This is a genomic window from Nostoc sp. PCC 7524 (assembly GCF_000316645.1).
Classification (GTDB): domain Bacteria; phylum Cyanobacteriota; class Cyanobacteriia; order Cyanobacteriales; family Nostocaceae; genus Trichormus.
In genome coordinates, this window is the sequence record NC_019684.1 from 4,151,277 (window position 1) to 4,172,870 (window position 21,594).

Below are 21,594 nucleotides of genomic sequence, written 5' to 3' on the forward strand. Positions count from 1 at the left end.
ATTATTTATGAGTTATAGATAACTATTGCGGTAAGTGAGAGGCTTCTGTCAGTTCAAGCTAAAGCTTCTTGGTATAGTTAGGTTTTCTCACACTGACGCACCCTACAGATCCTCTGCCTCCCCATCTCCCCCATCTCCCCCCACTCACCACTCCCTATTCCTAACCTAAGTAAAGATCTGTGGCTACGTGCGTACAACATTATGCTGCGGTGTGGGGATCATTTGCATTCCGGCTGGTGCGGCTAAAGTTAAACCACGACGCACAGGACGCACGGGACGTTTATTCACCAGAGATAATTGATACTGCAATAAAATCGTTGCTAATGCAATTTTCATTTCATACTGAGCAAAGGCTAAACCTATACAGCGACGATTCCCCCCACCAAAAGGCAAATACTCATAGGGGGAAAATTGCCTTTCTAAAAAGCGTTCTGGTTTAAATTGTTGAGGCTGTGGGTATACCGCTTCGCGATGGTGGGCTAAGTAAATACTCGGTACTACAAATGTTCCCTTGGGCAATTGATAGCCCATAATTTCAATTGGTGCTGTGGCAGTTCTTAAAAATCCACCGATAACAATGGGGTATATTCTTAAGGTTTCTTGACAAACGGCTGTTAAGTAAGGCAAACGAGCAATATTACTTGGTTCTGGGTTTACACCAAGGGTAGCTAGTTCTTGTAATAACTTGTCGCGGACTTCTGGTAATTGATCAAGCCAATAAAAAGCCCAAGTTAATGCAGAAGCAGTGGTTTCATGTCCTGCAACCAACATTGTCATTAATTCATCACGTAATTCTACATCTGACATTGGCTGTCCGTCGTCATAACGGGCAGAAATTAATAAACTGAGAATATCTTGGCGATTTTCCCCAGACTCAGCCCGACGTTCCGCAATCAAAGCATAAATTAATTGGTCGATTTGCTGAATCAAACGTACCACTCGCCCCCAAGGACTCCATGCACCTAAGTCTGTTTGCATGAAGTTAAAGAAGAAAGCGGTAGACATGAGGGGAGAACTGATAAAGTCTAATACAGAAGTCAGCAATTCCCGCAATTTTTGAAACATTTCCCCCTCATCTACCCCAAACACTACCCGCAAGATGACACGCAAGGTGATTTCTTGCATAGAGGCGCGGATATTAAAAGGTTTGCCAATCTCCCATTCGTCGGTGACTTGTTGCGTGATTTCCTGAATTGCTTGGCCGTAAGCCCGCATTCTTTCACCATGAAAAGGTGGAGTTAATAATTGCCGTTGACGCTGATGGCGATCGCCATCCAATAAAATTACAGAATGATCACCCAATAAAAATCTTAAAATGCCGTTGCCTCCTCCAGTCTCAAAACATTTCGCATCAGATGTAAAAATCTGCTCTAAGGCTTGGGGATGGCTGAAATAGACAATTTGGTTTTCTCTATTCTTTCGCCACACTGTGAAGTTATCACCGTAAATCTTGGCAAAATCTTCCAAATACTCCACTGGCTGAGTAATGAACTTGAACACTCGGAGTAAGTAATGCTTTCTCGGCCCGTCGGGTAAGTTATGAGTTACTGTCATAGAAACCTGTAGGAGTTCAGGGCTACTAAATTTTATTTTGGCAAGTTTTTCTGCTACTGCTGGCGACACAAAGCGGTATATTCATGTAAGGCAGGGTCGGGAGTTAGTAGTGCCAAAAATCATCGCTATTCTTAACGGTAAAGGAGGAGTCGGTAAAACGACTACCGCAGTTAATTTGGCTGCTCAGTTTGGGAAGAAGAAAAAAGTTATTCTTGTTGATACAGATATTCAAGGTTCTGCTAGCTGGTGGTTTGGGCGGAATCAGAATGGTATGGGATTTGACTTATCTCAAGAAACAAATCCCCAACTTTTAAGTCAGCTGCAAGCGATCAAAGGTTACGATTTAGTAGTAGTGGATACGCCGCCGGCACTCCACTCCGAAGCCTTAGCGACAGTAGTAGCGATCGCAGATTATCTAGTGTTACCTACACCCCCAGCCGCAATGGATTTAGCCGCCCTAATTGAGACAGTTAAGGCAGCTGTCGTTCCGGCTGGTGTTCCCCATCGGGTACTACTCACAAAAGTCGATACACGGAGTATAAATGAAGCAATAGAAGCCCAGAATACTCTCCAACGCTTAGGAATTCCGGCTTGCAAGTCTTTCATTCGGATTTATAAAGCCCACGAACGGGCAGCATTGGAGGGTGTGGCAATTAATCAGTGGCGAGGCAAAAATGCTAGAGAGGCGGAGTCAGACTACCGCCGCGTAGCTGAAGAAATACAGCGTGATTGGAGAAAATAATGGCTAGAAAACAAAGTCTTTCCGACTTAATTCAAGAAGAAGCACAAAAATTTAACCCCTCCGAAGGTGAACCTGCAATTGAAGTCAATGCTCAAGCCGTTGTAGAAGAAGAAGCTACAACCCCAGATGAAACTTCTCAGCAGCCATTAGAAATACCGACTAACAAGCGTACAAATCCCACCAAAGCAGATTTAGAAGCAACCATTAAAGAACTAAAAGCCAGTTTAGAAACATCCCAACAAAGCGAAACAGCCCTCCAGCAGCAAATAGCTGACTTGCAATCAGCTTTAACTGAACAACAAGCTTCCGTAGAAAGAGTTACAAAAGAGCTTGACGACGCGAAAAAAACTGTACTGCAACTGGCTGAAGCTAATTCCCAACTCATAGAAGAAAATAAATCCTTAAAAGAAAAACCGCAACCTCCAGTTCATAAACCACAACCACAACCAAGTTATAAGCCAGTTACTTACAGAAAATCTCACCGCATAACTGAAAATCTACCCACACAACCAAATGAGTCCCCAGAGGATTTTTCTGCTAATACTTGGTTGTACGACTAGGTGAGTTGATAGGGGACAAGGGAAGGGAAGGTAGAACTTTTTCCTCTCTTCACTCCCTACCCCCCACTTAATACTGGATTACAATTTAAAGGTGCTAGAAGATTAGTGATTGCGAGCTGCTTCAGTGGTAAACGGGTAACTGTGCAGATATTTTCAGAACTGAAGACTCGCTAGTTCGATACATATTAGCTTCTAACTCCTGAGAATTGTTCATGAAATATTGGATACTTTCCTGTTTGTTGCCTGTGATGGTGGTGTCTTATCCTGTTAAAGTTCAGGCTGTTGCCAGCATAGTTGTAGATGCTAGTGATCAACCTCTCAATATTACTGGTTGGTTGGGTGAAGAAAGTCCTTTAATTGGCAATCTTCGCCTGACTTATCAGGGAGAAAATATCGAGAATTTGGTGTTTTTACCTTCAGATTTACGACGCAAAGAAGGCGGGGAAATGATCAGCCGCCAGCAAATAGTCATCGCAGGTGAATCAAAACTGTCAGTTGGGATTCCGCAAGACTTTCAAATACGGGTAACAAATATTCGTCTACCTGGAACTTATGAAGGTACAGTACAAATATTTCTTCCCAATCAATCCCCACAGCCATTAAAAACTATTCCTCTGACAGTCATTGCTAAAGTTAGACCAAATCTTATACCTATAGCGGGTACAGAACAAATTCAACTGCGCTTAGTCAACTGCAACGGATTATTAGGCTGGTTTGACTGCTTGATTGCTCAAGGTTTACTTCCAGCGAGTGCATTTTTAAATCAATGGCAACTCCAATTTGATAATCCTACGCAAGCACCTGTAACTATCATTGATACTAAAGTCATCCTCAAAGGCGAGCAAACTGGATATCAATTAACAGAACAGACGGTGAGTTTACCCCCAGGTGTCATCACTTTACCAAGCGATCGCATCATGGGCATACCTCTAACTGTAAATCGCTCTGTCATCCCCCCAGATCGTTATACAGGCGCTATCTACCTGACTTTATCCGGACAAACGCAAAGATTAGTTATCCCAGTAGATTTAAAAATGCGTTCTGGACCAATTTTGCCTCTGATGGTGTTAATCTTTGGTGTGACTTTGGGACGTTTATTGAAATATATGCAAGAGTCTGGTGGTGAGATTACCAGAGCCGTCAAAGCATTATATCGCCTCAAATCTCGCATTATCAAAGAGGTGGAAAACCCAGAAGATCAGAAAATATTAGAACGGATGCTTGACTGGGTAGAACAGTTAATTAGATGGGAAAAAATCGATAAAGCTTTAGCAGAAATAGATGCTATTGAATCTCGATTAGAAGCACTAACTAAACTGCGACAAATAGAAAATCAATTAATGGAAGTTCAAGAGCCATCTCATTTAGGTAAAATTGCTCTTGAGTTGCAAAAAGATATTGCTAAAACACGTAATTTAATAGCACAAAAGAACGATCCCGCAGCCAACAAAATGATGACAGCGATTATGAGAGATTTAAGTAATCTGCATCAAAAGATGAATATCAACAAGAACCTGATGCAAAATCAGTCTTTTTTACCTCTGGAATTAGCCAGCAGCATCAATGATTCATTAATTCGGGCTGATAAACTTACACCTCACGATTTACCCCAGCAGTCTAACTGGGAAATCCATGTACAAGATTTCTTAGTATTACTCTCTGGTGTATCGGATGATGTTCGTATTGGTGTTACAGTTTGGATGATCCGACCATTTTTATCGCTCACTTTATTAATTGGATTGTCTTTAGTCGGTCTTGGTTCACTTTATGTAGATAACGGCATGACCTTTGGTTCTAAACCTTTTTCTGATTATTTAGGATTAATTTTATGGGGGATTAGTGCTGATATAGCTAGCCGTAATCTCAGCAGTTTACAAAATCGCAGTACAGATAAAGACTCGAATCTCACTCCTTAAAAATAAGTGAATTTTGTCAATATATATCCGGATATAAGTAGAACGACTTGAAAAAACCAAACTATGTAAAGTAATGTAAAAGGTTGTATTTATTTCGTAGTAAGGACTTTAGTCCTTACTACAAACCTTTAATTATTTACAACGTTCCACTTAAATAAATCTGCATTAATAATGATTTAGATACGGTTTTTTTGATATTTAATTGCTGAAGATTACAAAAATTAAAAGCCCAACTTCTCAAAAAAGTTGGGCATCTAGTTATTCAGAAATGATTTGTGTTTAATAAATAGTAATATTATCGAGCTATTTTAGCTGGTTTAATATTTCTAGCTTTGTAGAATGTTTCTAAGCTATCGCGATCGCCTACAAAACGCCAGTGCCAAGGTTCATAACTCACCCCTTGGGGATTATCCTTGGGAAAGGACATCTCAAAGCCAAAACGAGCAGCATTAGCTTGTAGCCATTGAAAAGCTCTGGTATTTTCAAAGATAACTTGCAGATTCGTAGCTGGTGCTGCCCCATCCCCAATATCCACAGCATAACCAGTATGGTGTTCACTATGGCCAGGCGGCGCACTCAAAGCTGCTCTTTGCGCTGGGGTTTGATTGCGTTGAGCGCCAATGGTAAAAAATAATTGCTCCTGTTCTCTCGCAGAACGAAAGCCCGAAATAGGTACTAAAATTACACCCGCACTTCGCGCTGCTTGAGCCATCGCTTGATACCTGGCGGCTGCGGTTTTTCGCAATCTGATGCGTCCATCGGCGCTAATGGGTATCAATTCAGACGCAGGTGCTTCAGGGTATGCCAAATGTCCCAATACAACGTCACTATTATTGGGAGAGGTAGTCGGCATTGGTGTAGGTAGAGAACTATCTGGTAAAGATTGAGATTCGGCGGTTTTTTTCGGTGCGGTGAGGGAAAACAAAAAACCGCTAATAATAGCCAGCAGCACAAATGTTATTGTTCCCCCCAGCAGTAACACCAAGGGTTGCAACTTTGACTTAGGCGCGACATCAGGAGTATCGCGTAAAGCTACTGGAATATCATCACTAGGTTCACCGAATGAGTTTTGCGGTTTTCCAGAATATCCAGCTTTATTCAAAGGACAACTCCTGCTTATATTCAATATTCATCACAGATTGTAGACTGGATAGAAATAAACTGATTGGGTAGCATTTTACATCTATATCCCCAGACACAACATTGATAAATCTTCTAGAACTATACGTCAAACTTGTGGGATTAGTCCTCATTGGCTTTATGCTGGGACGTAAACTACCGACTACAGTTCCTACTCGTTTAGCTCAATTCCTGTTTTGGGTGGGAGTACCGATTAGTATTATCGCTTTTTTACGTCAAGCTGACTTATCTGGGAGGATTTGGATTGCTCCGGCGATCGCTTATCTTGCTATTCTACTAGGAGCATTGTTAGCATGGCTGGGAATCAAAGCTCAAACTTATTTCAGCCGCACCATCCCCCAAAAGCCAACTCAAGGTAGTTTGCTACTAGCTGCCATGATTGGTAACACAGGATATCTAGGCTTCCCCATCACCTTAGCAATGATCGGCCCAGAATACTTTGCTTGGGCTTTATTCTACGATTTACTGGGGTCTTTTCCTGGTGCCTATGGTTTGGGTGTAGCTTTAGGCGCTCATTTTGGCGACAATGGTCAAAATCAAAGACAAATTACTCAAGTAGCTCAAGCCATCTTCATTAACCCCGCCATCTGGAGTTTTGGCTTTGGCTTATTACTCCGCCAAATCGCCATTCCTGATGGGGTAGCATTCACCTTAGATAAATTAGGTTGGACTACAGTTGCTTTATCTTTAGTTTTAATTGGGATGCGCTTGGCAAAACTCAATACTTTAGTCAACTTACCCCAGGTAGGAATGAGCTTAGTGATTAAAATGCTGATTGTTCCCTTGATTTTGGGCTGCACTTTGCCATTTTTAGGATTAACTGGGCCAGCCGCCAAAGTGATTATATTACAAATGGCTATGCCTCCTGCCTTCGCTTCCCTAGTCATTGCCGAAACTTTTAATCTAGACCGCAATCTCGCAGTCACAACTTTAGCCGTAGGAGCTATGCTGTTATTACTGACATTGCCGATATGGTTGTGGTTGTTCTGACTCCATTGTCTGTAATAGACTTGAGAATAAGAACCTCACTCCATCCATCGATGAACAAAGAATTGGATCAAGAACTGTCCATCCAAATTGCCCAAAGCATTAAAAGCAAGGCGAAAAAACCCTTCGATAATGCTTATAAAGCAGCCTTGGCGACTGAGGGAGCAAGGTATATCCAGGGTTTTGTAGTTGGCGCGGGTAGACCGTACCAACCCAGAGAACATGGTTGGATTGAGATAGACAACCGTATTGTTGACCCCACATTACCACACCTGCATAAAAACTCTCAACAACTGTGGTACTTTGCCGCCCATAGCTTTAGTGTGAAGCAGCTCAAGGCAATCATAGAAGAATCAAAAGAAGATTATCCAGAAGATGATCCCCTACCAATCTATGGTGATGCACCTTATGAATATTATGGTGATGTCATGTTGGGAGGTAAAGAATACTTAGAAGCTTATCAAGCAGCAGAGGCGAAGTGTAAAGAATTGCAAGCAATTACAGCTACCAATAATTAACTCAATAAGATTTGCCATCGCTACCGAAGTATTCTCGATAGCCACAAATTTTGTCGCCTCGCACATCCAAAGAAACTGCGACGCGATTTTTATAAGGCTGTCCTAGTAATAGTCCCTCATCTCGAAATTCAAAGACCACTGTTGTTGCATTGCTGGTAACGTGGTCTAGAGATGCTAGCTTTAGTCCGGGATGGAAAGATTCAGAAACGTATTGCAAAAACTCTTTGGTTCGTGCTTTACCCACATTTAACCCGTGATATTTTCCCTTGGGAAACCAAAAGGTAAAATCCTCTGTCAGCATATCGAGAAATGGTTGCCATTCTCCTGTGGCTAGTCCTTGAGTTAAGTATTCAAATGCCTGTTGAGCCACTTTTAAAGTATTTTCTGAGTTTTTTACCATGATCAATAACTGGATATACACTAGGTTTAATTATCTTGTGGTGTATGCTATCCAAGCTCATCAATAAATTAGTGATATCTGCTCATAAAGTTATCATCCTCAAGGCATAACATTAAACATCCAAAGTTTGAACGTTGCTTTGGCAGTATTACCACACAAAATAATTTAAGTTTGAGGTCTGCTGTTATCGCATCTTCCTAGCTACAAACTGAGGAAAAGTATATGACAATAAGCCCTAACCAGCAAGAGACAGAACCAACAATCGTCCCCTTGCCCATACCAACAAATCACCAAGATTTGGATTGGAAAAATTGTTGGTATCCTATCACCTTCCTACAAGACTTACCGAAAAACCGTCCTTACAGCTTTTCTTTATATAATCAATCCTTAGTTTTATTCAGAACGCCAGATGGGAAACTGGGATGTTTAACAGATATTTGTCCCCACCGTGCGGCTAAACTCTCCGATGGACAAATCATTGATGGCAGAATTGAGTGCTTGTATCACGGTTGGCAATTTGGTACTGATGGTAAATGTCTGCACATTCCCCAGTTAGCCCATGATGCTAAAATTCCCCAAAATACTTGTGTTAAGTCTTATGTAGTTGTCGAACATCAAGGTATTGTCTGGATATGGGCTGGGGAAGCAGCAGCAGTTGATGAAAAACGCATTCCCAACTTACTAGAGTTTGATGATCCCAAATTTTTTAGCTTAGATTATGTGTTTGAAGTACCTTATGATGAAACCTATTTTATAGAAAATGCCCTCGACCCAGCACACGTTCCCATCAATCACCACGGTTCTGAAATGAATCGCCAAGATGCCCAACCGTTAGAAATTGAAGTTTTGGCAACCTCAATTACGGGGATTAAAGGCCGATATCGAGATACTAGAACACCTGATGCCAAATGGGTAAAGTTGGATTTTTTGGCTCCCAATAGTGTTGTCTATGGATTTTATGATTTACCAAAGCCAGGGTTTCATTCTGGTTTAGCTCTTTATTTGCTGCCTAAAAATCCCACCCAATGCCGTGTTTTGGCAAGATTTTTTCAAAACTTTTCTACTAGGAGAAAAAATCAGCTAGAGCCGCGTTGGTTATCTCACTTATTTCGTAACCGAGTAGTGGAGGAAGATAGATATATGATCAAAGGAGTACAAGAACAAGTCGAACGTTCGGGGCAGAGTCTAAAAGAATTATATTTGCCACTTAAAACTTCAGATATGTTAGTGATTGAGTACCGCAAATGGCTAGATAAATATGGTGCATCGTTACCATATTATCAAGGCTATTCTACCTCGAAGCCTCATATTCACATGGATGAGAGCAATCCTAGTTCATCTTTAGGAGATAGATTTGAACGCCACACCAAAATCTGTAGTTCCTGCTATCGAGCTTATCAGGTGACAAACTTACTTAAACAAAGTTTTTTGGGGGTAGCGATCGCACTGGCAGCTTTAGCTATACTTACAGATAACTCTTGGGTTTCACCTGTAGCTGTTGCAGGTTCTTTATTAGCAGTCGCTTTAGCATTTGCAGCACAGAAATTAAAAACCAAGTTTGAGCTTCCCTACACTCGTCATTAGGTCGCAGCAAGGCATTAAAATTTTTTGTCAGCCTGTTCAGTAATTTTTGCCATCATTCTCCAGCCAGTCTTCAGTTGAAAATTGTAGCATCATCAGAAAATTCTGCACTAGAAATTACTATGAGTAATAATCTACCTCCTGTTTGGAATAAAGTTAAAAAGCACGCGGTATTTCCAGAAGCAAAGCATGACGAAATCGCTCGCTATAATTTTTTAGCCAATTTAAATTATTATTTGGCAACAGTTATATCTCCTGGCAACAAGATTGTATATGAAAAACGTGTGCGCCCAAATTTTCAAAAGGAAACCGGACGAGACTTTCAAACACGCGAAGAAGTGCATCAAGCCATGAAACAAGACGATTACTATCAGGCTTGGAGTGCTTTACGCAGATGTGCAATGGAAATGAGACAACAAGCAGGACGTTCACTGGTGTTACGTCAAGCCGATGCACTAGCACAAAAAGCGCAGCGTTTAAATCAGGGAAAAGATACACTTAAACTCAATCCAGACTTGAAAATTCCCCATTATGTTCAAGTAATGGATCATCACTGTATGCCTGGTAGTTATTATACAGAAATCATCGCAGAAGATGTGACAGCCGCAGCCAATTATGACTCTGGGCTATTTGTGACTACTGCGGGTTTACTAGGAAGATTGAACGATGGCGGAGGTAGAGCTATTACACAATGGCTGAAAAATGAGGTTCCCAAATTTCAGCCCCAACGCATACTTGATATAGGTTGTGGATTGGGTCACAATGTAATTCCCATAGCGCAAGCTTATCCAAATGCGGAAGTAATTGCCATTGATATAGCCGCTCCCATGTTGAGATATGGACACGCTCGCGCTCAAGACTTGGGGATAAAAAACGTAAAATTTATGCAGTTGGATGGAGCAAACACAGGCTTTGCAAATGAGTCATTTGATTGGATACAAACGACGATGTTTTTGCATGAAACTTCCGATAAAACCCTGCACCGAATTATGGAAGAGATTTATCGTATGTTGGCGTTTGATGGTTTAACTCTTCATATTGAACAACCACAGTACACCAAAGACATGGATTTATATGAACAATTTATTCGCGATTGGGATGCTTATTACAACAATGAACCGTTTTGGTCTAAGATGCACGACATAGATGTGAAAGACATTATGCTCCAGACTGGTTTTAAAAATGATGCTTTCATCCAGATTGGGATTAAAGCAGTCAATGACATCCCCGAAGCTCAAACAATCGATGAAGTAGTAGAAGATTATGGACGTTCTCCTATTTGGAATGTATTTGGAGCTTGGAAGCAGTAATTATGCAAGATATTGATGACATATTGTTAGCAAGCAATAAGAGTAAGGGTAAACGTCCTTATTTCTTTGCAGATCCTGCTGTTGAGAGATTACTCAATATTACTATGGCGATCGCGATGGAACACGCAGTTACACGCGAACGTTTGGATACTATAGAGCGTCTTTTAGCAGATAAAGGCATACTCAGTCAATCTGAAATAGATGCCTACGAACCTGACAAAACCGCAGCCGAACAACGCCAGCGATGGCAAGCAGAATATATTTCTCGTATACTTCGGATTATTCAACAGGAATTAGAGGCGCTAAAATATCCAGAACAAAACCAGGATATAGAAGAGATTGCGGAAGAACTTGGACATACTTAAAAATTACAATGGCCAAATCATTAGAGCAAATAAATAGCTTTTTTCACGCAATTATCAGAAAAGAAGTAGTTAAAATTTGTCAAAACTATGTTCCTCAAGAAAATACTTACGTTTTTATAGAAGGGCCTCGTTACTCTACTATTGGTTATACCAATATTGCCAAAGGATGGCAGGATTTTTGTGATTCTGCGCTCAAGTTAGAAAAAATTGAGTGGGTGGAAGGCCCCTTCATCGAGGAATATGAACAAATGGCTTGGATTGCCGGAATACTACTAATAACAGTGGACTTACAAGATAAACTGATCAAAAAAGAATTCCGTGCTACATTTGTTCTGCACAAAAATGAGTTTGATAGCTGGCAGATACGACACGAACACGTATCTGCTCCTTTGCCAGACCCTTATGGTATTGGAGATTGGCTGAAAAAACATTAGAATATTGAATATTACATTCCGCACCCAGAATTGACAAACAGAAAAATTATAAACTGTTCATAAATCAAATGAAAGTCCTATATTAAACTGATAAAGCCTTATCCCATTCTAATTGATGAGCTAAACCATACTTGATAAAATCTTCTTCTTTCGCTTGATCACTCTTACCAAAAACACCTAAACTGTAAGGATTATCTTGCATACGTTGTGCCACTTGCTCCTTTTCAAATTGGATTACTTCTGCTCTCGGCTGATCCGGTTTAAAAAAGTCTACAACTAAAACAGTTCTATCGTAATTAGTATAATTATGGGGGCAGTGTGGATAGCTATGATCTAAAACCATGAACTGTCCTTCATACCAATAAAGCTGCTCATGGCATATTTTCATAGCCACATCTCCCTCCGGTACAATCAATCCTAAATAGCCACGATTCATGTGAGGGTTATAGTTAACATGGAGCTTAATATCTAAGCCTGGATGGAATGTCCCAAAATACACGTTTCTGATGACATTATCATTATTTAAGTTGACTTGTTTTATTACCTGAGCCAAATTAGGAAAATATTTCTCTCTTAGGGCAAGTGCTTTTGCTGATGCCTCATCTGTGCCATAATCTGGATATTTTATTTGATGTAACTGAATATATTCTTCAATCAAAAAACCTTGGAATAAAATCCCAAATGCACTATATTTTGAACTACCTTTGGTTTTAATAGTTTTACTTTTAGGTCCCAACACATCATAAGTAAATTTTAACTCTGCCTCAGATGCTTGCTGAGTAAAGCTGGTAAACTCATCTCTAATGATTTGCCATTGCTCTTGAAAAGGTTTAAGAAAAGTAAATGCTTCTGGGTTGAGATGATACTCATTAAAACTTGCCATTGGTTTTTATCCTGAAGGTAATTTAATAAAAAACTGACTTTTCACGGGATCTGGAAAACCCCTCTCCAAACCTCTCCCCTACAAGGAGAGAGGCTTTGAAATTTCTCCCTTCCCTACTAGGGAAGGGGGTTAGGGGGTTAGGTTTTACGTAAACTTTTCCACATAACGTGAAAAGTCAGAATAAAAAACTGTTACATATTAATGGGTTTTAGCTGGTCTTCCGATAGGATGTGGGAATTCCTGACTAAAGTTTTACTTTAGCTCCTGTAATTATTTTAGTGTGAGGTCTACTGTGTCTGAACCTCCTGTATTAGATAAAATTATCAAAAATGTGCGGGTAGTTCGTCCCCATGATCATGCTGTCGAATTACTTGATATCGGCATTAAGGATGGGAAATTTGCCCAGATTGCCCCTTATATTAGCGCAGACCAAAGCCAAGAAGTATTTGATGCGAAAAACTTATTAGGCTTTCCTGGGGTTGTAGATGCCCATATGCACATCGGTATTTATCAACCCTTAGACAAAGATGCAGTGACTGAAAGTAAAGCGGCGGCAATGGGAGGAGTCACGACTAGCCTAAATTACATTCGTACAGGACAATATTATCTCAATAAAGGTGGTTCCTACCGCGATTTTTTTCCAGAAGTATTAGCGTTATCCGCAGATAATTTTTTTGTAGATTACAGTTATCATGTTGCACCTATAGCTAGTCAACATATTGAGGAAATACCGCTACTGTTTACAGAACATGGTGTAACTTCATTTAAAATTTTCATGTTTTATGGCGGCTATGGGTTGCATGGTTTGTCAGATCAGCAAAACCTGTTTTTGATGATTAATAAAGAGGAACGCTACGACTTCGCCCATTTTGAGTTTATTATGCGGGGTATAACTCGCTTGATGGCAGAACATCCGGAAGCGCGAGATACTATCAGCTTAAGTTTGCACTGCGAAGTTGCAGAAATTCTCAATGCCTATACCAAAATCGTGGAGAATGATTCTAGCTTGAGTGGACTACACGCTTACAGTGCAGCACGTCCCCCTCATTCTGAAGGGTTAGCCGTTTGCATTGCTTCTTATTTAGCCCATGAGACTAACTGTGTAAATATCAATTTATTGCATCTGAGTTCGCGTAAAGCAATGGCAGCAGCTTTGACGATGCAAACTGCTTTTCCTCACATCAACTTTCGGCGAGAAGTTACTGTAGGACATTTATTATTAGATGTTAATAGTCCTAATGGTGCTTGGGCAAAAGTCAATCCGCCTATTCGTCCCCGTGCTGATGTGGAATATTTATGGCAAGCGGTACTCAACCATCAAGTAGATTGGATAGTTAGTGATCATGCTTGCTGTTCTGCGGAACAAAAAATCAGTGCGAAAAACCCGAATAATATTTGGTTAGCAAAGTCTGGTTTTGGTGGTACAGAATATTTACTTTCTGGTGTGGTGAGTGAAGGTAGTAAGCGGGGAATGTCTTACAACCACATGGCTAAGTTACTATCGTGGAACCCATCGCGGCGGTTTGGGGTGCTAGAAAAAGGCGATATTGCTATTGGTTACGATGCTGATTTGGTACTGTTAGATCCCAATGAAACCTTTGTGGTGCGTGCGGCTGAGTCGGAATCACAGCAAGGTTACACACCATTTGAAGGCATGGAGTTAACAGGAAGGGTGAAAAGTACGTTTTTGCGGGGAAATTTGATTTATCACAACGGACAGGTTCTAGGTTCACCCACAGGACGTTATTTAAAAAGGGGCGTTACTCAACTAACCAATTCAGTTTAGAGATTTTCGATTCCACTCCATTCTGAAAGAATGGGTAAAACAAAAGTAATCGGCGATCGCTCTTCTACTGTGACTCTGACAGTGGTAGTTGTTCCTGGTGAAATTGCCAATTTTGGCCCATCAGAAGATGACCACTTGTAACCGCTAAATGTCTTGGGGTCTAGTTTTAACTGTGCGATCGCTTCTATTTTACCTCCTTCCCGATCCATTAATTTTTGGACTAATTCCGGGTTTCCAACTACAGAACTCGCACCTTCAGAGGTAATAGGAAATGCAGATACCTGCGTAAGTTCCCCGACAATTCCCCCAAATCTTGCCCGTTTGACTGTATCTGGTGTAATTAAAATCGGCATTCCTGGTTTAATTTGTTTGCCATCTTGTACAGTAAAATAGGCAACACTCATCATGGTGTTGGCTTGTCCTGATGTTTGCAAAGTTCCTAAACGGTTGCCAGGAATGAGATACTGCCCCACAGTAGCGGTGATTTCTACAATACAACCAGCGTGGGGACTTTTAATGGTACTATTCTCTGCGACTTCTGTTTCCAAACGAGCGATCGCTTGCTGCAATTCCTGAATTTGATTTTTATCAGTATTAGCAGTTTCTAAATTATTCTGTTCTAGTTGTTTGCTACGGCTATTTAACTTTTCTAACTCAGCATTAATTTGAGTAATATTATTGTTATTTTCTAAATATTTCTGTTGTTGTTCTGTTTCTTGGACTCGTAATTGCTGTAACTGTGCTTGAATCTCCGAGATATTTTGACGGGTTTGGCGATATTCTTGTTCTGCTTGTAATACCCGTTCTTCAGAAATTGCTCCTTGCTTTTGTAATTCCCGTTGCTTTTCTACTCTGGTTTGGAGTACAGGGGTTAATTCCTCTACATCTTTGAGACGTTCTTGGAGACTGCGACGCTGTTGAGAAATACTATTTAATCCTTCATTTTGCAGGCGGGGAGCTAATTTTTGCGTATCTTGCAACCGTTGTTTTAAACTTGTTCGTTCAGCAATAATCGTTTCTGTTTCTAACTGGGTGCGTTGTTGTCGCAGTAAAGTAGTTTGTTGGATTTGTTGTTGTAATTGAGCTAGTTTATCCCGTTGTTGCTGTAATTGCTGTTTTTGTTGGGAGGGATCGATGGAGGCGAGAATATCATCTTTGGCTACACATTGTCCGTCTTTCACATTGAGCGATCGCAACTGTCCCGATATAGGAGACTGCAACTGCACCACCCGCCTGGGATTGATTAGCACTCCCTTACCTGTAACTGTCATGGGAATAGTACCAAACACGCTCCAGAGTCCACCTAAAACCCCAAACACAGCCAATCCACCCAAAGATAACCAATCTTTAGGGTTGACAACTTGCATTAAATGATCTAACCGTTCTGGGGAAGATAGGCGATCGAGTGCTTGTTGACGAAAGATACTGCGTTGTTTATCAGACATTCATTGTAATTTAAGATGTAAAAATCTTGAAAATTGACATTGAATCAGTATACGATACCAAAAATTTATACTCTCATTTCTGGAATCGGAGGTATCTTTATATGAAAAAAGCCAATTGTCAACCTCAGCCCAAGACAAGCAAATCATCAAGAATTGACGTTCAGGCTCTCTCCCAACTCTCACTGGAAGAATTGAAAAATGTAACCGGTGGTAGAACAGGATGTGGCGGTACTGGTATCGCATGAAAATTTTCTTGGGGGATAAGCTCTCTAGCTCGTCTAGTGCATTCGCCACACTACAATAACCATATTTTTGCGCTATTTTAGCCAGTCCACACCACCGTTAACCTTCGCTCTGACCACCTGATTGTCGGATCAGGTAGTCTAAAACTCTATCAACTCTCTCTAAAGCAGCGTTAGTTGTACGTTGAAACTCTTGGAACTGTCTTTCAGATTGCCTCAAGGCTTGCTGGTGTAAACGTGCAATATCAGCCAAGTTTGTAACTGTTCTCTCCAGTCTTGCTAGTGCCTGACTGTTAGAACGGGTTTCACGTCTTACACCTTCTTGGATGGTGCGGACTAAATCAATTTCATCACCAAGCTGATCTAAACGCTGGTCAATATCATCCACTCTCGCGGTTATGTCTTCTAGTGGCTGTGAGTTGGTCATGCTGATTTTTCCTGATTGGTTTGTTTGTTTTCGGCAATTGCTCTTTTAACGATGACCTTAGTTAACTGAGGTACAGATAAAAATTCCCTGGTTGCCCAATCTTGTAAGTATCTATACTCATCTGGTTCTATACGTATCGTCATCTGCGGTTTTTTAGAAGGCATATATAAGAATCAATCACTCTATCTAAAATTATCATTCACAATAAATTTTAATCACTAATTTTGATTCAAAGTATTTACAGGTGATGCACCTTTAATTACCATAGCAACAGATGAGTAAATCAATCAACCATCAGATACCGATTGATACGCGATCGCAGGCAATTGATAAGCTATGCTCTCGGACTGGACAAATTACGTCTTCTGTCGCGCCATCAAATCAGCAAATAACCCCTCAACGGCAGCTAATTCTTCAAAACTTCCCTGCTGTATTATCTTCCCTGCTTGCAGCACATAAATTACATCTGCATGACGAATCGTACTCAAACGATGGGCAATAACTACACGAGTAACACCCAATTGAGCTAAACTTTGAGTCACGATCGCCTGAGTGTAATTATCTAACGCCGATGTTGCCTCATCAAACAGTAAAATCTGCGGTTTATGTACCAATGCACGGGCAATAAATAACCGTTGTCGCTGTCCCCCGGAAAGGTTGCCGCCGCCTTCAGAAATAATCGTATGTATCCCCATCGGCATTGCTGCCACATCATCGGCTAATCCAGCCATCTGCAATGCTAACCAAGCTTCATCTTGGGTAACAATTGCACCTCCGGCAATATTCTCCCAAATCGAACCACTCATAATGCGCCCATTTTGCAGCACTACCCCTAATTGTCGGCGCACGGCTGCAACATCCAACCCAGATAAATCTCTGCCATCATAAGAGATTGTTCCCGTCTCTGGAGTTTCAAATCCCAACAACAATCGCAAAATAGTAGACTTGCCACTTCCCGATGGCCCGACAATAGCAATAAATTCTCCGGCTTTGGCTTCTAGGGTGATATTATCTAGAATTAAAGAACTATCTGAGCGATAACGAAAGCTAACTTGATGTAATTTCAGTTGCCCGGAAAGCTTGCCAGGATGAAATTTTTCCAGATCTACTTCCGGTGTTGTTTTTAAAATAGGTTGAGCGCGTTCCCATAAAATTGTGATATCTAAAATCTCTATGACGGTGTTGCTTAATCTCGTCGCGCTCGTGATAAATGTCGCAAAGGCAATATTAAATGCTAGAAATGTGCCGGTAGATAATTTTGTTTCTCCCTCAGACTGTTCAATTAAGGAAACAGCCAAAGTAAAAACTAGAATTGAACTGACTGTTGGCATCATCACATTAAAGACAGTCAGCACATCTTCAATAAATTGGGTACTCAACATCAGTTTTATCTGCTGAGTGTATTTTTTCGCCCAGCAAGCAAACGCCTCTGATTCAGCAGCCGCAACTCGCAGTTTAGATACGCCACCGATTAACTGCACTGTTAGTCCCAGAATTTCCCCCGCAAGCTGCTGGAGGGGACGGGATTTTTGGCGGGTGATGAGACTAATGATAGTAGTAACTAGAAATATGAGCAGAGCGATCGCGATCGCCACTAATGCCAGAGTAGAACTATAAAATAGCAGTAGTCCCAAATTTAACAATGAGAAGACACTGGTAAATAAAATTCGCAAAATTGCACCGCTTAGTCGGTTGCGAATTTGACTAATAGCAGAGACGCGGTTATATAAATCCCCTGTGGAATAGGAGCGAAAAAACGCAGGTTTGAGTTTCAGCAATCTATCCCAAACAGCCGCTTGGGTATCATAACTAACTTTAGTTTGTAATCTGAGCAGGGCAAAAGCTTGAGCTAATTGAAATATCACCACTCCAAAGCTAGCCGCTAACAATCCCAAACCCATCTGGATTAATAATTTGCGGTTTGCATCAGGAATGGCATAGTCGATAATAATACCCGTAATTTGCGGGGTAAACATTGTAAACAAAGTTGCAATTACTCCCACCACGAGAATTTTTAGTAAGTCTGCGGTACTGACTTGCAGAGTAAATTGCAGGATATCCACCAGAGTAATTTCTTTATCTGGTAAAGGACGATAAAAAGTATAGGCGATCGCAGCGAGTTTAGCAGCAGTTTGACGGTTAACAGGAGTGCGCGTCAATTCTACAGGGTCAAGTATTTCATAGCGAGTAGATTTAACTTTTAGTAAAGCAACAGGTTGATTGTCTTCTTGAGTAAAAGCCACAAGAGTTCCACAATCATTTTTCCACCAGTTGGGGGTGAGGGTAACTCGACGGATACGGAAACCAGAAGCACGGGCTATTCCTTCCAAGTTTGCATCGTGTCCACTCAGATTTTCGGATTTGGCGGGAGGACGAATAGTTATACCCAATGCTTTCCCGACAGCACCCACAGCAATTAATAGGGGCGTTTCTCCTAGGGGAATGTTGGCGGTGGGATTCAGGATTGATGCTAATTCCTGTAAGGCTTTTTCTGTCATGGGACAGGGTGTATTATCGTGTCCTGAATTTTACCAGATGGATGAGTGATCATGCCCAATTAAGTAGAACGGTGTAAATAATTAAAGGTTTGTAGTAAGGACTTTAGTCCTTATGAGAGGACTAAAGTCCTTACTACGAACTAAATGCAATTTTTTTACGTTACTTTACATAGTTCGTTTTTTTTCAAGTCGTTCTACTTAAATATTTTTCCATTCATCAACGGCAGATAGTGCATAAAAAATTTTGACTGTCGTATGTAGCGAGGGAAGGGGTTAAAACCCAACATTACACTCAAGGATTAAAAACATGAAAAACAAACAACTGCAAACCAAACAACAACCTACAGAAAAACTGTCACTGGATGAATTGAATCAGATATCTGCTGGTGCGGTTTCAGGAAGGCCTCGTCCCGATGATTTAGTAACTCCCACTATACCAGAATGGAGAGGAGCTTACTAAATTTCCAAAATAAAGCATGGCAAGTATTGAGTAAATCAATGAAACTCTACCATGCAATTTAGCCCATTTTAAATATTCTTAGAAATGGGCTTTTTATATATTTTATCTGAGTGCAACGGCATGAAAATCAACAAACGAAAGCCCACAAATCCACAACAATTAAACTGCAATAAAGCACAAATTCAATTACTCAATTTGAAACAGCTAGATAGCGTAACTGGTGGACAATCTCAAACAGCCTACTTTGTCAGGTGTGACAGAAGCACTATGTAAAAAAATCAATATATTTTATATGGACTCTGGATACACAATCTATTTTCGATAAACATCGAAAACTCATTTTGACAGGATAACTCAAAGAGCCATAAGCTAATGAGTATTTAAGTTGCATAAAAACAGGGCTAAAGCCCTTACTACAAGCTAATGAGTCTGGAAAAATGAATGACGATTAGCTTGGCTAAAAAAATTACAGGACAAAAATATGGAATTATTTACAATCCCCACTTTCACTTATCCTTTCTCATCCTCTATTAATACAAATGCTCAAGATGCAGAATTACACTTCTTAGAATGGCTAAATAGTTTTAGTTTAGTCAATGATTCTACAATTCGCAAAGTCTTAGCGATTAAACTTCATCTCTTAGCAGCCTATACTTATCCTACTGCTTCTATAACGTCTTTGGAGATAATTACAGATTTTCTAGGTTGGGCATTTATCTATGATGATAAAAGCGAAGACATGGCAATACAGGAAAAAATTGACTATCTCTGGCAACTTAATCATCGCTTGATTGAGATTCTTAAAGGTATTAATCCTGTAAAGGAAGATGAACCACTAACTCATGCTTTGGCAAATATTCGTCAGAGAGTGAAAAGGCAATGCTCAGTGAATTGCTACAATAATTTTATCCAAAACGTTGAAGGTTTTATTCATGGTTCAGCTTGGGAGTCCAGAAACATTTGTGCAAGGATAAAACCAACTCTTAACACTTATCTGAAGATGCGTGCTTACATTGGAGGAGGTTATCCTTTATTAGATTTAATTGAGTTGGTTGAGGAAATGGAGTTTGGTTCAGAGTTTGTTAATCATCCCACTATACAAGCTCTCAGGTTAACGACTAATAACATCGTATTGTGGTCAAACGATATCATTTCATGTCAGAAGGAATATGAAGCAGGACAATACCATAATTGTGTGATCATCCTGCATCAGACTCGTAACTGCACTTTAGCAGAAGCAATTCAACAAGTAAAAGAAATGCACGATGCTGAAGTAAAATCATTTTGTGAATTAGTTTCACAGCTACCTTCTTTTAGCTTGTTAGTAGATGCCGAAATGCAGCGTTATATAGCTGGATTGCAATCTTGGATAAGTGGTCATCGTCATTGGTTTTTTATTTCCGAACGCTACAAAACTGTTGTTACTAATTACAAGTAACTACTACAAAACTTGAGAATCATTAACCATTGGAGGAATCAAAGCAATGCAGCTAAATAATATTAATTCCAATCAAGAGCAAAAAAATCTGGATGTTATCCTTGATAAACTCGATGCGGAACAACTAAATCAAGTCATTGGTGGTACAAGCGTTAGTAAAATACCAGGTGTACACAAATTTAGCAATGTGACTTTGAAAAGAGGTGTGATTAGTTAGAGCCTATTTATAAAGTAAATATTAAGCAGGGTGTGTTACTGCTATGTAAGGATTTGTGGATTTTACCAAATGATATCTAGCCGTAACGCACCGTATAATATTGGTGCGTTACGCGTTGCTTGAATGCACCCTACAATTTAAGGCTTACTATTTAACAGAAAATATTCCAATTCAAATTCAAGGTAAGTGTGAACAGAAGAATATATTTGAAAGTTTAATTCGAGCAGCAACTTAGAAAGATAGGATTGAAAACACAACCAAAGTCTTAAAAAATGTTCCGACAAGCAATGATAAAAATTTTGTAACGGCATTCAAAATTTCTGCAATAACGTGATTTAATTTAAATTAATCCACTACGGCATAATTAAAAGAGTAGAGCATTAAACAACGACCACGGTTAAACACTATGAAAACTAAAAAGCTAGAACAAAAAAAGCTAGAACAAGCCAAAAGAGAGTTAAAGAAAATTGACAACCTGGCGGAAGTCAGTGCTGGAGGTAACGTCGTTCTTAATCCACATCATTTGTAACCTCCGGCAACCTTAACCTCGCAATCGTAACCTGCCGATTTGGCCGATGCTGTTGCGAGCCAATAAATTTTCCATTGAATTTACCACAGTCTATTAACAAAGGTCAAAATCCTTTTTTAGTAGACTGTAAGATTTGGTTTACCTCGATGAATTGACGTATCG

Annotated in this window: 23 protein-coding genes; 15 read left to right on the plus strand and 8 right to left on the minus strand. The window is 40.2% G+C overall.

Going from position 1 to position 21,594, the window contains the following annotated elements; genetic code table 11:
• Positions 1-183: 183 nt before the first annotated feature.
• Positions 184-1,554: a cytochrome P450 gene (locus tag NOS7524_RS16475; protein WP_015139617.1), complete on the minus strand. Its 1,371-nt coding sequence runs from the start codon at positions 1,552-1,554 to the stop codon at positions 184-186.
• A gap of 109 nt (positions 1,555-1,663) precedes the next feature.
• Here NOS7524_RS16475 and NOS7524_RS16480 point away from each other — a divergent pair, with 109 nt between their 5' ends.
• From NOS7524_RS16480 to NOS7524_RS16490, 3 genes are all read left to right on the plus strand, one after another.
• Positions 1,664-2,296: a ParA family protein gene (locus tag NOS7524_RS16480; RefSeq protein ID WP_015139618.1), complete on the plus strand. Its 633-nt coding sequence runs from the start codon at positions 1,664-1,666 to the stop codon at positions 2,294-2,296.
• The gene (locus NOS7524_RS16485; RefSeq protein ID WP_015139619.1) at positions 2,296-2,856 is read left to right on the plus strand and encodes a hypothetical protein; all 561 of its coding nucleotides are present in this window, start codon (positions 2,296-2,298) and stop codon (positions 2,854-2,856) included. Before NOS7524_RS16480 ends, NOS7524_RS16485 begins: the two co-directional genes overlap by 1 nt.
• Before the next feature lie 212 nt (positions 2,857-3,068).
• Entirely contained in the window at positions 3,069-4,772 is a 1,704-nt protein-coding gene (locus tag NOS7524_RS16490; RefSeq protein ID WP_015139620.1) for a hypothetical protein, read from the plus strand.
• Positions 4,773-5,067: 295 nt separating this feature from the next.
• Here the strand turns inward: NOS7524_RS16490 and NOS7524_RS16495 are convergent, their stop codons facing one another.
• A complete protein-coding gene (locus tag NOS7524_RS16495; RefSeq protein WP_015139621.1) occupies positions 5,068-5,874 on the minus strand; it encodes a M15 family metallopeptidase in 807 nt (268 codons plus the stop codon).
• Positions 5,875-5,975: 101 nt separating this feature from the next.
• Between NOS7524_RS16495 and NOS7524_RS16500 the strand changes: the two genes are divergently transcribed.
• Together NOS7524_RS16500 and NOS7524_RS16505 are read left to right on the plus strand one after the other, a co-directional pair.
• Positions 5,976-6,902 (plus strand): AEC family transporter, encoded by a 927-nt coding sequence (locus NOS7524_RS16500; RefSeq protein ID WP_041555364.1) that lies wholly within the window; start codon positions 5,976-5,978, stop codon positions 6,900-6,902.
• A 50-nt stretch (positions 6,903-6,952) separates the two neighbouring features.
• Positions 6,953-7,417: a hypothetical protein gene (locus NOS7524_RS16505; protein WP_015139623.1), complete on the plus strand. Its 465-nt coding sequence runs from the start codon at positions 6,953-6,955 to the stop codon at positions 7,415-7,417.
• A gap of 1 nt (position 7,418) precedes the next feature.
• Here NOS7524_RS16505 and NOS7524_RS16510 read toward each other — a convergent pair whose 3' ends face one another.
• The gene (locus NOS7524_RS16510; RefSeq protein ID WP_015139624.1) at positions 7,419-7,817 is read right to left on the minus strand and encodes a nuclear transport factor 2 family protein; all 399 of its coding nucleotides are present in this window, start codon (positions 7,815-7,817) and stop codon (positions 7,419-7,421) included.
• Positions 7,818-8,039: 222 nt separating this feature from the next.
• On the opposite strand from NOS7524_RS16510, the gene NOS7524_RS16515 reads away from it, so the two are divergent.
• From NOS7524_RS16515 to NOS7524_RS16530, 4 genes are all read left to right on the plus strand, one after another.
• Positions 8,040-9,401, plus strand: a complete 1,362-nt coding sequence (locus NOS7524_RS16515) for an aromatic ring-hydroxylating dioxygenase subunit alpha (RefSeq protein WP_015139625.1) — start codon at positions 8,040-8,042, stop codon at positions 9,399-9,401.
• Between the two features lie 119 nt (positions 9,402-9,520).
• Positions 9,521-10,708: a class I SAM-dependent methyltransferase gene (locus NOS7524_RS16520; RefSeq protein WP_015139626.1), complete on the plus strand. Its 1,188-nt coding sequence runs from the start codon at positions 9,521-9,523 to the stop codon at positions 10,706-10,708.
• A 2-nt stretch (positions 10,709-10,710) separates the two neighbouring features.
• Positions 10,711-11,073, plus strand: coding sequence for a hypothetical protein (locus tag NOS7524_RS16525; protein WP_015139627.1), 363 nt, complete (start codon positions 10,711-10,713; stop codon positions 11,071-11,073).
• Between the two features lie 8 nt (positions 11,074-11,081).
• Positions 11,082-11,507, plus strand: coding sequence for a YybH family protein (locus tag NOS7524_RS16530; protein ID WP_015139628.1), 426 nt, complete (start codon positions 11,082-11,084; stop codon positions 11,505-11,507).
• An 82-nt stretch (positions 11,508-11,589) separates the two neighbouring features.
• On the opposite strand, the gene NOS7524_RS16535 is transcribed toward NOS7524_RS16530, so the two are convergent.
• Positions 11,590-12,390 carry an aspartyl/asparaginyl beta-hydroxylase domain-containing protein gene (locus NOS7524_RS16535; RefSeq protein WP_015139629.1) on the minus strand — a complete coding sequence of 267 codons (801 nt, stop codon included), beginning with the start codon at positions 12,388-12,390 and terminating at the stop codon, positions 11,590-11,592.
• A 292-nt stretch (positions 12,391-12,682) separates the two neighbouring features.
• Between NOS7524_RS16535 and NOS7524_RS16540 the strand changes: the two genes are divergently transcribed.
• Entirely contained in the window at positions 12,683-14,176 is a 1,494-nt protein-coding gene (locus NOS7524_RS16540) for an amidohydrolase family protein (RefSeq protein WP_015139630.1), read from the plus strand.
• On the opposite strand, the gene NOS7524_RS16545 is transcribed toward NOS7524_RS16540, so the two are convergent.
• Positions 14,173-15,621 (minus strand): NHLP bacteriocin system secretion protein, encoded by a 1,449-nt coding sequence (locus NOS7524_RS16545; protein ID WP_015139631.1) that lies wholly within the window; start codon positions 15,619-15,621, stop codon positions 14,173-14,175. The two genes, NOS7524_RS16540 and NOS7524_RS16545, sit on opposite strands and share 4 nt — an antisense overlap.
• 101 nt (positions 15,622-15,722) lie before the next feature.
• Here NOS7524_RS16545 and NOS7524_RS30125 point away from each other — a divergent pair, with 101 nt between their 5' ends.
• The gene (locus NOS7524_RS30125) at positions 15,723-15,866 is read left to right on the plus strand and encodes a hypothetical protein (RefSeq protein ID WP_015139632.1); all 144 of its coding nucleotides are present in this window, start codon (positions 15,723-15,725) and stop codon (positions 15,864-15,866) included.
• 97 nt (positions 15,867-15,963) lie between these two features.
• On the opposite strand, the gene NOS7524_RS16550 is transcribed toward NOS7524_RS30125, so the two are convergent.
• The 3 genes from NOS7524_RS16550 to NOS7524_RS16555 form a co-directional block, all read right to left on the minus strand.
• Positions 15,964-16,290 (minus strand): PMC2NT domain-containing protein, encoded by a 327-nt coding sequence (locus NOS7524_RS16550; RefSeq protein WP_015139633.1) that lies wholly within the window; start codon positions 16,288-16,290, stop codon positions 15,964-15,966.
• Positions 16,287-16,454 (minus strand): hypothetical protein, encoded by a 168-nt coding sequence (locus tag NOS7524_RS30130; protein WP_015139634.1) that lies wholly within the window; start codon positions 16,452-16,454, stop codon positions 16,287-16,289. Before NOS7524_RS30130 ends, NOS7524_RS16550 begins: the two co-directional genes overlap by 4 nt.
• Before the next feature lie 192 nt (positions 16,455-16,646).
• Positions 16,647-18,788: an NHLP bacteriocin export ABC transporter permease/ATPase subunit gene (locus NOS7524_RS16555; protein ID WP_015139635.1), complete on the minus strand. Its 2,142-nt coding sequence runs from the start codon at positions 18,786-18,788 to the stop codon at positions 16,647-16,649.
• Positions 18,789-19,095: 307 nt separating this feature from the next.
• On the opposite strand from NOS7524_RS16555, the gene NOS7524_RS30135 reads away from it, so the two are divergent.
• The 4 genes from NOS7524_RS30135 to NOS7524_RS31005 all read left to right on the plus strand — a co-directional run bounded on the left by NOS7524_RS30135 (position 19,096) and on the right by NOS7524_RS31005 (position 21,432).
• On the plus strand, positions 19,096-19,248 hold the full coding sequence (locus NOS7524_RS30135) for a hypothetical protein (RefSeq protein ID WP_015139636.1): 153 nt from the start codon (positions 19,096-19,098) through the stop codon (positions 19,246-19,248).
• Positions 19,249-19,729: 481 nt separating this feature from the next.
• A complete protein-coding gene (locus NOS7524_RS16565; protein WP_015139638.1) occupies positions 19,730-20,686 on the plus strand; it encodes a terpene synthase family protein in 957 nt (318 codons plus the stop codon).
• Positions 20,687-20,732: 46 nt separating this feature from the next.
• Positions 20,733-20,903, plus strand: coding sequence for a hypothetical protein (locus NOS7524_RS30140; RefSeq protein WP_015139639.1), 171 nt, complete (start codon positions 20,733-20,735; stop codon positions 20,901-20,903).
• Between the two features lie 406 nt (positions 20,904-21,309).
• On the plus strand, positions 21,310-21,432 hold the full coding sequence (locus NOS7524_RS31005) for a hypothetical protein (protein WP_015139640.1): 123 nt from the start codon (positions 21,310-21,312) through the stop codon (positions 21,430-21,432).
• The last annotated feature ends 162 nt before the right edge of the window (positions 21,433-21,594 follow it).

Bases quoted from the DNA above. Each gene is read 5' to 3' on its own strand.
- NOS7524_RS16525 (WP_015139627.1), top strand. From the start codon at position 10,711: ATGCAAGATATTGATGACATATTGTTAGCAAGCAATAAGAGTAAGGGT.
- NOS7524_RS31005 (WP_015139640.1), top strand. From the start codon at position 21,310: ATGAAAACTAAAAAGCTAGAACAAAAAAAGCTAGAACAAGCCAAAAGA.
- NOS7524_RS16550 (WP_015139633.1), bottom strand. From the start codon at position 16,290: ATGACCAACTCACAGCCACTAGAAGACATAACCGCGAGAGTGGATGAT.
- NOS7524_RS16535 (WP_015139629.1), bottom strand. From the start codon at position 12,390: ATGGCAAGTTTTAATGAGTATCATCTCAACCCAGAAGCATTTACTTTT.
- NOS7524_RS30125 (WP_015139632.1), top strand. From the start codon at position 15,723: ATGAAAAAAGCCAATTGTCAACCTCAGCCCAAGACAAGCAAATCATCA.
- NOS7524_RS30135 (WP_015139636.1), top strand. From the start codon at position 19,096: ATGAAAAACAAACAACTGCAAACCAAACAACAACCTACAGAAAAACTG.
- NOS7524_RS16490 (WP_015139620.1), top strand. From the start codon at position 3,069: ATGAAATATTGGATACTTTCCTGTTTGTTGCCTGTGATGGTGGTGTCT.
- NOS7524_RS16485 (WP_015139619.1), top strand. From the start codon at position 2,296: ATGGCTAGAAAACAAAGTCTTTCCGACTTAATTCAAGAAGAAGCACAA.
- NOS7524_RS30140 (WP_015139639.1), top strand. From the start codon at position 20,733: ATGCAGCTAAATAATATTAATTCCAATCAAGAGCAAAAAAATCTGGAT.
- NOS7524_RS16515 (WP_015139625.1), top strand. From the start codon at position 8,040: ATGACAATAAGCCCTAACCAGCAAGAGACAGAACCAACAATCGTCCCC.
- NOS7524_RS16520 (WP_015139626.1), top strand. From the start codon at position 9,521: ATGAGTAATAATCTACCTCCTGTTTGGAATAAAGTTAAAAAGCACGCG.
- NOS7524_RS16475 (WP_015139617.1), bottom strand. From the start codon at position 1,554: ATGACAGTAACTCATAACTTACCCGACGGGCCGAGAAAGCATTACTTA.
- NOS7524_RS16545 (WP_015139631.1), bottom strand. From the start codon at position 15,621: ATGTCTGATAAACAACGCAGTATCTTTCGTCAACAAGCACTCGATCGC.
- NOS7524_RS16565 (WP_015139638.1), top strand. From the start codon at position 19,730: ATGGAATTATTTACAATCCCCACTTTCACTTATCCTTTCTCATCCTCT.
- NOS7524_RS16530 (WP_015139628.1), top strand. From the start codon at position 11,082: ATGGCCAAATCATTAGAGCAAATAAATAGCTTTTTTCACGCAATTATC.
- NOS7524_RS30130 (WP_015139634.1), bottom strand. From the start codon at position 16,454: ATGCCTTCTAAAAAACCGCAGATGACGATACGTATAGAACCAGATGAG.
- NOS7524_RS16555 (WP_015139635.1), bottom strand. From the start codon at position 18,788: ATGACAGAAAAAGCCTTACAGGAATTAGCATCAATCCTGAATCCCACC.
- NOS7524_RS16505 (WP_015139623.1), top strand. From the start codon at position 6,953: ATGAACAAAGAATTGGATCAAGAACTGTCCATCCAAATTGCCCAAAGC.
- NOS7524_RS16510 (WP_015139624.1), bottom strand. From the start codon at position 7,817: ATGGTAAAAAACTCAGAAAATACTTTAAAAGTGGCTCAACAGGCATTT.